At 62.3% G+C, this 11001-nt stretch carries 10 protein-coding genes; 7 read left to right on the forward strand and 3 right to left on the reverse strand.

The window, feature by feature from the left end; genetic code table 11:
• Positions 1-188 precede the first annotated feature (188 nt).
• The 6 genes from DQW91_RS15775 to DQW91_RS15800 all read left to right on the forward strand — a co-directional run bounded on the left by DQW91_RS15775 (position 189) and on the right by DQW91_RS15800 (position 6338).
• Positions 189-1742: an OpgD/OpgG family glucan biosynthesis protein gene (locus tag DQW91_RS15775; RefSeq protein WP_112664604.1), complete on the forward strand. Its 1554-nt coding sequence runs from the start codon at positions 189-191 to the stop codon at positions 1740-1742.
• Between the two features lie 112 nt (positions 1743-1854).
• Complete coding sequence (locus DQW91_RS15780) at positions 1855-2865, forward strand: ABC transporter substrate-binding protein (RefSeq protein WP_425373409.1); 1011 nt, start codon at positions 1855-1857, stop codon at positions 2863-2865.
• Positions 2866-2870: 5 nt separating this feature from the next.
• Positions 2871-3671, forward strand: coding sequence for an ABC transporter ATP-binding protein (locus tag DQW91_RS15785; protein ID WP_112664606.1), 801 nt, complete (start codon positions 2871-2873; stop codon positions 3669-3671).
• Entirely contained in the window at positions 3668-4504 is an 837-nt protein-coding gene (locus DQW91_RS15790; RefSeq protein WP_112664607.1) for an ABC transporter permease, read from the forward strand. Before DQW91_RS15785 ends, DQW91_RS15790 begins: the two co-directional genes overlap by 4 nt.
• A 138-nt stretch (positions 4505-4642) precedes the next feature.
• Positions 4643-5173, forward strand: a complete 531-nt coding sequence (locus DQW91_RS15795; protein ID WP_112664608.1) for a MarR family winged helix-turn-helix transcriptional regulator — start codon at positions 4643-4645, stop codon at positions 5171-5173.
• Positions 5174-5357: 184 nt separating this feature from the next.
• Positions 5358-6338: a 2-hydroxyacid dehydrogenase gene (locus DQW91_RS15800; protein WP_112664609.1), complete on the forward strand. Its 981-nt coding sequence runs from the start codon at positions 5358-5360 to the stop codon at positions 6336-6338.
• 75 nt (positions 6339-6413) lie between these two features.
• Here the strand turns inward: DQW91_RS15800 and DQW91_RS15805 are convergent, their stop codons facing one another.
• A complete protein-coding gene (locus DQW91_RS15805; protein WP_112664610.1) occupies positions 6414-8222 on the reverse strand; it encodes an IlvD/Edd family dehydratase in 1809 nt (602 codons plus the stop codon).
• Positions 8223-8444: 222 nt separating this feature from the next.
• On the opposite strand from DQW91_RS15805, the gene DQW91_RS15810 reads away from it, so the two are divergent.
• Positions 8445-9041 carry a hypothetical protein gene (locus tag DQW91_RS15810; protein ID WP_112664611.1) on the forward strand — a complete coding sequence of 199 codons (597 nt, stop codon included), beginning with the start codon at positions 8445-8447 and terminating at the stop codon, positions 9039-9041.
• Between the two features lie 9 nt (positions 9042-9050).
• On the opposite strand, the gene DQW91_RS15815 is transcribed toward DQW91_RS15810, so the two are convergent.
• Complete coding sequence (locus DQW91_RS15815) at positions 9051-9833, reverse strand: tellurite resistance TerB family protein (RefSeq protein ID WP_112664612.1); 783 nt, start codon at positions 9831-9833, stop codon at positions 9051-9053.
• A gap of 102 nt (positions 9834-9935) precedes the next feature.
• Positions 9936-10586: a bifunctional 4-hydroxy-2-oxoglutarate aldolase/2-dehydro-3-deoxy-phosphogluconate aldolase gene (gene eda / locus DQW91_RS15820; RefSeq protein WP_425373410.1), complete on the reverse strand. Its 651-nt coding sequence runs from the start codon at positions 10584-10586 to the stop codon at positions 9936-9938.
• Positions 10587-11001 lie beyond the last annotated feature (415 nt).

The following is an 11001-nucleotide window of genomic DNA, read 5'->3' on the forward strand; positions in this document are numbered from 1 at the left end:
TTGGGCAAGCGGTCACATAGGGCTATTCGCCCCCGATCACAAGACCTTTTTCCAATGTTTTTGCGATTGGGGCCACAGCAGGCGTCGTTCAGCTTGTATTAACGGGAGTGGGTAGACGGATAGGGTGCAAGAATGACATCTTCCGGAGCTCCTCCGGCTCCGCGAAGCCCAAGAAGAACAGCCCTTTCATGATGAACCTGTCCCGCCGAATCGTTCTGCAGAGTCTGCTCGCGAGCGTCGCCCTTCCGGCCCTCGCCCAGCAGGGCGCTGCACCAGCGCCGACCCCGTTCCGTTTCGAGGACGTGGTGCGCCGCGCGCGGGAGATTGCGGCAGCGCCCTACGAGGCCTCGACGCAGCAGCTTCCGCCGCCTCTGAGCCAACTCAGCTTCGACGACTACCGTGACATTCGCTTCCGACCCGAGAAGGCGCTTCTGGCGGGCGGCGGCGGGCCGTTCCGCATGCATCTGTTCCATCCGGGCTTCCTCTATCAGCGCCCCGTGACGGTGAACGTGATCCGCGACGGCGTGCCGACGCCGGTGCCCTACCAGCGCGAGCTGTTCGACTACGGGCGCAACAAGGTCGAGAAGCCACTGCCGGTCAATCTCGGTTTCGCCGGCTTCAGGCTGCACTACCCGCTCAACACGCCGAAGGTCTTCGACGAGCTGATCGCCTTTCTCGGCGCGAGCTATTTCCGCTTTCTCGGGCGGGACCAGAAATACGGCCTCTCCGCGCGCGGCCTTGCCATCAACGTGCCGGGCGGCGAGGCGGAGGAGTTCCCTTACTTCCGCGAATTCTGGATCGAGATGCCGACGCCGCAGAGCGACCGGGCGACGATCTACGCGCTGCTCGACAGCCCCTCCGTGGCGGGCGCCTACCGTTTCGACGTCTACCCCGCGAAGGAGACGACCGTCGACGTGACGGCGACCCTGTTCCCGCGCCAGACCATCCAGAATGTCGGCGTCGCCCCCCTCACCTCCATGTTCTTCGAGGGTGAGAACGAGCGCCGCAGGCAGGATGACTTCCGTCCCGAGCTTCACGATTCGGACGGCCTTCTGATGCAGTCGGGCTCCGGCGAATGGATCTGGCGCCCGCTGCAGAACCCCGCCCGCAAGGCGGTTTCCTCCTTCAGCGACAACAACCCGCGCGGCTTCGGGCTGATGCAGCGCGATCGCGTCTTCGAGAACTATCAGGACCTCGAGGCCTTCTACCATCAGCGGCCCGGATACTGGGTCGAGCCCGTCGGCCAGTGGGGCGAAGGCCGGGTCGAACTGGTCGAGATCCCGACCAAGGACGAGACGCACGACAACATCGTCGCCTATTGGCAACCGGCTCGCCCGCTCGAGCGCGGGCAGGAGGTGACGCTCAACTATCGCCTGCGCGCAATCTCCGACACGAATGCCATGCATCCCGGCGGCAAGGCGCTGAACACGTTCCAGACCCCGCCGCGCGCCAGCGGCTCGAACGGGCCGAGCGATCCGACCCATCGCCGCTTCATTATCGACTTCGCGGGTGGCGATCTGGAATACTACCTCGCCGACCCCACGCAGGTGCAGCTCGTGCCTTCGACCTCGACCGGCAAGATCACGCACACCTTCATCGTTCCGAACGATCACACCAAGGGCTTCCGCGCCGCCATCGACGTGAAGCTCGAGCCGGGGCAATCGACGGACCTGCGCGCCTTCCTGCGCGCCGGCAACCGGGCGCTCACCGAGACATGGACCTATCCCTGGTCGGTGGAGTGAGCCCTGCATAAATGAGGGCTGCATAAGAGCGGCTCCGCCGCATGGCGGAGCTTGCCAAGCCCCACGTGAGGTTTCAGAAGCGATTTAGGATCGCAGCCCTATGGAGGATGCCGTGACGCTTCGAACCGGACTTGCGGCGTTGGCCGCGCTTTTCGCAGGTAGCATCGGCGGGGCGCTAGCGCAGCAGCCACTGACCGAGGTCACTTATGGCACCAACTGGCTCGCCCAAGGCGAGCACGGCGGCTACTATCAGGCGCTCGCCGACGGGACCTATGAAAAATACGGCCTCAAGGTCACCATCGTCCCCGGCGGCCCGCGCGCCAACAACCGCATGCTGCTCGCTGCCGGAAAGCTCGACTTCTACATGGGCGGCAGCCTGATCCAGGCCTTCTCCGCCGTGGAGAAGGATATTCCCACCGTTGTCGTCGCGGCCCATTTCCAGAAGGAGCCGCAGGTTCTCATGAGCCATCCCGGCCAGGGGCTCGACACCTTCCTCGACCTGAAGAAATCGAACGACATCCTGTTGTCGAAGGACGGCGTTGCGACCTTCTTCCAATGGATGCGCGCGGAATACGGCTTCAAAGAAGAGCAGCTCAAGCCGTTCGGCTTCAACCCCGCGCCCTTCATCGCCAATCCCAACGCCGTGCAGCAGGGCTACGCGACGTCCGATCCGCTCGTCATCGAGAAGGTCGGCGGCTTCAAGCCGAACGTGTTCCTGCTCGCCGATCACGGCTTCAGCACCTATTCGACCACCGTCGAAACGCGCCGCGAGGTGGTGGAGAAAAATCCCGATCTCGTGCAGCGCTTCGTCGATGCCTCCACCATCGGCTGGTACAACTATCTCTACGGCGACAACGCGAAAGCGGTTGCGCTCATCAAGCGCGACAATCCGGAAATGACGGATGAGCTTCTCGCCTACTCGCGCGAGAAGATGAAGGAATACGGCATTGTCGATTCAGGGGACGCAACGACGCGCGGCATCGGTGCAATGAGCGATGAACGCATGAAGGATTTCTTCGACAAGATGGTCAAGGCCGGCCTATTCAAATCCGATCTCGACTACAAGCGCGCCTACACGCTGCAATTCGTGAACAAGGGCGTCGGACTGAACCTGAAGAAGTGAGAACGATGGCCGCATCGCTTCAACCGCAATCGGCGTCTCCTCTCGTTTCTCTTAGAGGCGTGGGGAAGACATTCGCCAACGGACTGACTGCGCTTTCCGCATTCGACCTCGATATTCTCCCCTGCGAGTTCATCTCGCTTCTCGGCCCGTCCGGTTGCGGCAAATCGACGATCCTGCGCTTGATCGCGGGACTGTCCGAACCCACATCCGGCAGCCTTGCTTGGAGCGATGCGACACCGGCCGATCACCGCAGCGAAATCGGTTACGTGTTTCAGGACCCGACATTGATGCCGTGGGCGAGTGTCGCCGACAATGTGTGGTTCCCTTTACGCCTACGCGGCGTCTCGAAGCGCGAGGCGGCCTCTCGCATCGATGACATTCTGTCGATGGTCGGCCTCGACGGCTTCGCGCGCGCTTATCCGCGTGAACTTTCGGGCGGCATGCGCATGCGCGTTTCCATCGCGCGGGCGTTGAGTCTTCGTCCAAAGCTTCTCTTGATGGACGAACCCTTCGCGGCGCTCGACGAGATCACGCGCTTCAAGCTCAATGACGACCTGCTGCGGCTGAAGCGTGAGCTCGACTGCACCATCGTGTTCGTGACGCATTCCGTCTATGAGAGCGTCTATCTCTCCGACCGCATCGCCGTGATGACTCCGCGCCCCGGCCATGTCGCCGCGACAATGACCGTCGACGCACCGCGAGAGCGCGATGCGCGTTTTCGCGCGAGCGCGACTTACGCGAAACTCTGCGGCCAGGTGTCCGACATTCTGGCACGCGCGATGATCTTGCCGGGAGGTGCGTCATGAGCGAGACCGCACGCACGCAGCCGAAACATAGCGCAAGCCGCATCTGGCTTCCCGCCATCGTGTTCGTTGCCGCCATCGCCGCCTGGGAAGCTTACGTGCGCATGGCAGGAGTGCCGGCCTACATCCTGCCCGCGCCGAGCCTGATCGTAACGACCCTCGTGGCCGACTGGCCTGTTCTCTCCGTCGCCCTTCTCGTGACGCTCAAGACCACGCTCGCCGGGTTGGCCCTGGCTGTCATCGGAGGCGTCGCGCTCGCTCTTCTGCTCAGCCTCTCGCGGGTGGTGGAATATTCGATCTATCCCTTCGCCGTGGCGCTGCAGGTCACCCCCGTCGTCGCGATCTCGCCGCTGCTCCTGATCTACATGCCGCAGGAAATCGCGGTTCTGGCCTGCGCCTGGATCGTCGCGTTCTTCCCCATCCTCTCCAACACCATGCTCGGGCTGCAATCGGCGGACCGGAACCTTCTCGACCTGTTCGCCCTCTACAGCGGCAACCCAATGACGTTGCGTCAGCGACTCGCGTCGCGCCTGAAGGCCCTGTGGCTCCTGCGCTTTCCGGCGGCCCTGCCCTCCTTCCTCACGGGCATGAAGATCGCGGGCGGGCTCTCCCTCATCGGGGCGGTCGTCGCGGAAATGGCGGCGGGTTCGGCTGGCGTCAGCTCGGGCCTCGCCTACCGAATCATCGAGAGCCAGTACCGCCTCAACATCCCGCGCCTGTTCGCGGCTCTCGTTCTCCTGGCTCTCACCGGGATCGTAATCTTCCTCGTGACTTCGGCCCTGTCGCGCCTTGCCCTGCGGCACTGGCACGAAAGCGCGATGGAGCCCGAGGCTTGAGCATGATCGGTCTCTTGAGCGAAGGTCCAATCGGCAACCTATAGCTACAAGTTGTAGACATCCTCCAGATTGTCATCGAACCGTCATGACCCATGTTCATGGTTAGCAGGCAAGCTTCCTTTTCTGGCAGGTGCACGGATGAAACATCCCGGAGTGAAAAGCGTCGGCTGGGCGCTCGTCCAGTCCTCCCGGCTCCATCGTAGCCGCATGGGCGACAAGCTGGCCAAGCTCGACCTGTTTGCCGGTCAGGAGCAGGTTCTCCAGGCCCTCGCCAGCGAAGGCCGCATGACGATGGGCGAGCTTGCGACCATCCTGCGCGTACGCCCGCCGACGGCCTCCAAGACGGTTTCACGCCTTGCGGCGATGAAGCTGGTCGAGCGTCACACGGAACCCGGGGATGCCCGGGTCGTCCGGGTGAAGCTGACCAAGGAAGGCAAGAAGAAGGCCGCCGCCATCGACGAATTGTGGAACGAGGTCGAAGAGGAGTTCCTCGAAGGCTTCGACGCCAAGGATCGCAAGCGCCTGCGCAAGCTCCTGCGCAAGGGCGCGAAGAACCTCGCGAAGCTCACCGGCGCGGATCTGGAAGGTTTCGACAGCCCCGAGGACGAGCTGGATGAAACCGATGACATCGGACCGGCCACAGAACCGGGTTCGAACATCGCGGCCTAATCTTCACCTTGCATCCGCTCTTTTGAACACGCGCCCGATCCGGGCGCGTTTGTTTTTGTCTTTACCATTGTTGTCATCGCTTCCCGGCCTGCTCTATCGTAGGCGAATGCAAAAACATCTCCGGCGCGCATCGGCGCGATGCGCAGGCCGCTGAAATCTCCAAAACGACGAGCAGGAAAGACCGATGGCCAAAACCGACGTGCTGATGACAGCGCCGATGCTGCCGCTGGTGATGGAAAAGCTCGACGCGGCCTTCACGCTTCATCGCCTCTGGGAGGCGACGGACCGCGATGCCTATCTCAAGGACATTGGCGGCAGGATTCGCGGCGTCGCGACGAGCACGGTTCATGGCCGTTTCAATGCCGACCAGTTCAACCTTCTGCCCAACCTCGAAATCGTCTCGAGCTTCGGCGTTGGCTACGACAACGTGGACGTGGGAGAAGCCGTCAAACGCGGCATCGTCGTCACCAACACGCCGGATGTGCTGAACGACGAGGTCGCCGATCTCGCCATCGGCCTTTTGATCGCCACCCTGCGGCAGATTCCGCAGGCCGATCGCCATCTGCGCGCAGGAAAGTGGCTCGAGCGTCCCTTCCCACTCTCGCCTACTTTACGCGAGCGCAAGATCGGCATTGTCGGCCTCGGCCGCATCGGCAAGGCGATTGCGCGGCGGCTCGAAGGTTTCGGCGTGTCCATCGCGTATCATGGCCGCACGCAGCAAAGTGATGTCGCCTATGCCTACTTTCCCACTGTCACCGGATTGGCCGAGGCCGTCGATGTGCTGATCGTCATCACGCCGGGCGGGGCCGGAACGCGGCACCTCGTCAATGCCGATGTTCTCAACGCGCTCGGCCCGGAGGGCGTGCTCATCAATGTCGCGCGCGGCAGCGTCGTCGATGAAAAAGCCCTCATCGAAGCGCTGCGCTCCGGCGCGATCCTCTCCGCCGGTCTCGACGTCTACGAGGACGAACCGCGCGTGCCGCAGGCGCTCATCGACATGGAGCATATTGTGCTCCTCCCGCACGTCGCCTCAGCCTCCGTCCACACGCGCAACGCGATGGGCCAGCTCGTCGTCGATAATCTGACCTCGTGGTTTTCCGGCGAGGGGCCGAAAACGCCCGTGCCCGAAACACCGTGGCCGCGCGCGCCGAAAGCGAGCGGCTGACGCATCACATCACACCGGCGACACAACAAAAAAGGCAGGCGTGGAGCCTGCCTTTTTTTTGATGAGATTGCAGCCTCAGTGATTGTCGCGCGGCACGCCGAAGGTCTGCGCAATCTTCTGGTACTTCACCGCGGGCTTGAGGGTCATGCCCTCGGAAAGCTGATCGACCATCGAGCGCTGGATTTCTTGCCACGGCGTCTGGCTCGCAGGGTACGCATAGCCACCCTTCGCTTCGAGATCCGCGCGGCGGCGCTTCAACTCCTCATCGGAAAGGAGAATATCGGCGCTGCGCTTGTTGAGGTCGATGCGGATACGGTCGCCCGTCTGCAGCAGCGCGAGACCGCCGCCCGCCGCTGCTTCCGGCGATGCGTTGAGGATCGACGGCGTACCGGACGTTCCCGACTGGCGTCCATCGCCGATGCACGGCAGCGAAAAGACGCCGCGCTTGATGAGCGCACCCGGCGGCTGCATGTTCACCACTTCCGCCGCACCCGGATAGCCGATGGGCCCCGCTCCGCGCATGATGAGAATCGTGTTCTCATCGATGTTGAGGGACGGATCATCGATGCGGTGATGATAATCCTCCGGCCCGTCGAACACGACGACAGGCCCCTCGAAGGCGTTCGGGTCCTTCAGGTTCGACAGGTACCGATCCTGAAACTCCTTGCTGATGACCGAAGTCTTCATGATCGCGCTGTCGAAGAGTGTGCCCTTCAGGTTCAAGAAGCCCGCCTTCTCCTTCAACGGCTTGTCGTAAGACTTGATGACCTCGTTGTCCCAGGTGAAGCGGCCCGCATTGTTCTCGCCGACCGTCTTGCCGGAGCAGGTGAGCGCCTTTTCGTGAACTTTGCCGGCCTTTATGAGCTCCGCGAACACGGCGGGCAGGCCGCCTGCGCGATAGTATTCCTCGCCGAGATATTCGCCCGCCGGCTGCATGTTCACGAGAAGCGGAATCTCGAATCCTATCTTCTCCCAATCATTACAATCGAGCGGCACGCCGATATGCTTCGCGATGGCGTTGATGTGGACCGGCGCGTTGGTCGATCCGCCGATGGCGGCGTTAACGACGATGGCGTTCTCGAACGCCTCGCGCGTGAGAATGTCGGAGGGCTTCAGATCCTCCCACACCATTTCGACGATGCGCCGCCCCGTCTCGTAAGCCGTCTGTCCACGTTCGCGATAGGGCGCGGGGATTGCCGACGATCCCGGCAGCGACATGCCGAGCGCCTCGGCAAGCGCATTCATGGTGGAGGCGGTGCCCATCGTGTTGCAGTGCCCGACGGAAGGCGCCGAGGAGCTCACGATGTCGATGAATTGCTGATAGTCGATCTCGCCCGCCGCATGGCGCTCACGCGCCTTCCAGATGATCGTGCCGGAGCCGATGCGCTCGCCTTCGTGCCAGCCGTTCAGCATCGGGCCGACATTGAGCGAAATCGCCGGAATGTTCACCGTCGCCGCCGCCATGACGCAGGCTGGCATGGTCTTGTCGCAGCCGGTCAGCAGCACCACCGCATCGAGCGGGTAGCCGTAGAGCACTTCGACGAGGGAGAGATAGGAAAGGTTGCGGTCGAGGCAGGCCGTCGGGCGTTTCCCCGTTTCCTGAATCGGATGGCACGGGAACTCGAAAGCAACGCCGCCGGCCGCCGTGATGCCGTCCCTCACACGCTTGGCGAGATCGAGATGATGCCGGTTGCAAGGGGAAAGATCGGAGCCCGTCTGCGCGATGCCGATGATAGGCTTCTTCGATTGCAGCTCCTGCCCCGTGAGGCCGAAATTGAGATAGCGCTCCAGATAAAGCGCCGTCATGCCCGGATTATCGGGATTGTCGAACCACAACCGGGAACGAAGTTGCTCGGGCGCGCGACGATGAGGCCGTTCAGCCATTCCTCGTTCCTTCTCGATTTTAAATGACGCAGACGTCTCGAGTTGATCCGGCTCGACAGGCTAAATCGAGCAAGGCTCAACATGGAGTTGCTAAACCCGGAAGCCGGACCTGACAACAAAGACTATTTTCGCATTTGAACTCAAGGACGAAGTTCATTAGCGCTTTTCCCGTACTTCCCGCCTTCTGCAATCGGTGGCTTCAAGATGCCCCTTCGGTCTTCCATGCTAAACCGCCTTCCTCTCCTGATCAGCCTGCTCTTTGCCATGTCGCCTGCCTTCGCGGACGAATGCCCGACAGCCCAGAGCGCCAAGGCAGGCTTCATCCTGGAAAGGCAGGGTATTCTGGCGGAGATCAAGCCGGCGGACGGCTTCGTGCATGTCGTGAACACGTATCCGAGCGGCAAGAAGCAGGATGTCATTTCCTTCCGCGGTCTTTTCGAGATCAGCCGCTTCGACGACACCGCACGCTCCATCAACATTCCGCTTTCGGACTTGCGTGCGATCTTCCCGCTCGACCGAAAGTCACGCCGCGTCGTGACTTTCGCCCCTGCCCAACCGTCCAAGGTGGGAGCCGTCATTTCTCTTGAGCTGAGCGTTTCCGGTGAGGAGAAATTGCAAATCGGAGCCTGCGGCTACAACGTGCTTCTCGTGCGCAATCGCTACCTTAATGTCGAGGGCAAGGTGATCTCGGAGCACACCGATTTCTACTCGCCCGATCTCGGTTTCGTTCTGGCAAAACGCTACGACGAGAAAGGTGGGCGCGAGAGCATGGTCAAATATCAAAGCATCAGGCCACTCGGGCGCATGGCCCCTCTTTGAGCGAATGCCTCACGCCTTCAGCCCAGCGGCAGCATCATCGACCTGCCGCCTCACGCTCGGGTCGAGATCAAGCGCATCGGCCAGGCGATGCAGAAAGTCGCGCTCCTGCAAAGTGTCGGGGTCAATGGCGATTCGCGCAGCGGCATAAACCTGCGCAGCCTTTTCGGGCGAGTTCACATTGCTTGAGAGTTCGTCCACGTCCGCCGGCGCAGCCAGTTCCTGCTGGAGCCAGCGCATGGCATCAGGGTCCATCCCGGCCTTGCCGAGACCGCTGACAATCCGGTTGCGCTCTTCCTCATCCACGCGCCCGTCGGCGGTCGCTGCGGCCACCATCGCGCGCAAGTAGAGCATGGCGTCGTCTTCCGTTTGCGTCGCCGGGTGGAAGCTCGATTTTTCGGGAAGGCTGAGCCCTCCCATTGCCGGGCCGGAGGCTGCGTCACCACTCTCTTGCTGACTGGCCTGGTACGCTTTGTAGGCAAGCGTTCCGATAAGGGCGAGGCCACCTAATTTGGCGAAACTGCTCGGGATACCGCCGCCCCCGGTCTTTCGGTTGCCGAAGAGCAGCCCGGCAAGACCAATGGCGGCAGCCTGGGCCAACCCCGGATTCCGGGCGACGACATCCTTGGCTTTCTGCAACAGCTCCCCTGCCGACTGCCCCGTCAGGGAGTTGATCGTCTGCTCGATCTGCGCCCCAACCGGGCTTGGCGTGCCCGGCCGCCCGGATTGTTCCTGCTCATCGGGCCGCGCGGAGGCCCCCACGAGAGCATCGAGCAGAACTTTCGGATCGAACATGCAGGCCTCCCCCGGTCAAGAATGGCGGCAAAGGCTCTGCGACGAGGATCATCGGCGAAAAGAGCTTTGGCCGAAATCTTAACGGGAGACGGCGAGATTGGTTCAATCCACGGCGCGCGGACGCAACGCCGCCGCCTCACGAGCGAGCCGCGCGATCATCGCGAAATCCCCATCTTCGAGAGCCTTCTTAGGGGTAATCCATGTGCCGCCGACGCACAGGACGTTCGGCAAGGACAAGAGACTCGGCGCGTTCGCAAGATCGACACCGCCCGTGGGACAAAAGCGCAGATGCGGCAGGGGGCCATTGATCCCCTTCAGCCAGGCCGCGCCGCCGGAGGCCATGGCCGGGAAGAGCTTGAGCGTATCGAAACCAAGATTCGCCAATGTCATCGCTTCCGACACCGTCGCGCATCCGGGCATGACCGGAACCGGGGCCTCGGCCAAAGCTTCGGCAAGCTCACGCGGAGTGCCCGGCGTCACGATGAATTTCGCGCCGGCATCGACAACCTCGCCGATCTGCGAAGGATGAAGGACCGTTCCCGCCGCGATAACCGCCTCCGGAACCGCCTTGGCGATAGCCGCGATGGCGTCCAAAGCCGCGTCCGTCCGCAGGGTGATCTCGATCACGGGAAGCCCCGCACCGATCAGGGCATGTGCGAGATCGATACTCGCGCGGGCATCCTCAATGGTAACCACCGGAATCACAGGGGCGAGACGGGCATAATCCCGAACCAGGCCGTTCTTTTCACGCAAGGCGGCAATCCTCATGCAGGAGGCGAAACAGGAAGAAGACGACTCCCTTTCCTAGCGCCTAAACAGCTTCGCCAAAAGCCTCCATAAAGATACTACAGTGCCGGCCTCCAAGAGATGCCGTGCAAACAACTATGCCCTTTCGCACGTGGGCTTCCCTAAGGGCCTCACGCCCTCATTTGCAGGGCCACCGAAGCTGCTTTTTAGCGTGTCAAATCAGGTCCTGTCTTGCGCTCGTAGGTAAGAGGTTGGGATCTGCATTCTGCGTGTCTGGAGACTGCGATGGCTGTCTGCTGGTGATGCCGCGGAACACCATCATGCCCCTTCGCGCGCAGGGCTCCTGACGTCTTATGCCCACCTTGCTTTCCGCTCCCCGCGTGCCTGCGGTGGTGTCTTCTGTGCGGCGCCGGTTTTGTCG

Source organism: Microvirga flavescens (assembly GCF_003290125.1).
In the GTDB taxonomy this organism is placed as follows: Bacteria; Pseudomonadota; Alphaproteobacteria; order Rhizobiales; family Beijerinckiaceae; genus Microvirga; species Microvirga flavescens.

Bases quoted from the DNA above. Each gene is read 5' to 3' on its own strand.
- DQW91_RS15775 (WP_112664604.1), top strand. From the start codon at position 189: ATGATGAACCTGTCCCGCCGAATCGTTCTGCAGAGTCTGCTCGCGAGC.
- DQW91_RS15785 (WP_112664606.1), top strand. From the start codon at position 2,871: ATGGCCGCATCGCTTCAACCGCAATCGGCGTCTCCTCTCGTTTCTCTT.
- DQW91_RS15790 (WP_112664607.1), top strand. From the start codon at position 3,668: ATGAGCGAGACCGCACGCACGCAGCCGAAACATAGCGCAAGCCGCATC.
- DQW91_RS15795 (WP_112664608.1), top strand. From the start codon at position 4,643: ATGAAACATCCCGGAGTGAAAAGCGTCGGCTGGGCGCTCGTCCAGTCC.
- DQW91_RS15800 (WP_112664609.1), top strand. From the start codon at position 5,358: ATGGCCAAAACCGACGTGCTGATGACAGCGCCGATGCTGCCGCTGGTG.
- DQW91_RS15805 (WP_112664610.1), bottom strand. From the start codon at position 8,222: ATGGCTGAACGGCCTCATCGTCGCGCGCCCGAGCAACTTCGTTCCCGG.
- DQW91_RS15810 (WP_112664611.1), top strand. From the start codon at position 8,445: ATGCTAAACCGCCTTCCTCTCCTGATCAGCCTGCTCTTTGCCATGTCG.
- DQW91_RS15815 (WP_112664612.1), bottom strand. From the start codon at position 9,833: ATGTTCGATCCGAAAGTTCTGCTCGATGCTCTCGTGGGGGCCTCCGCG.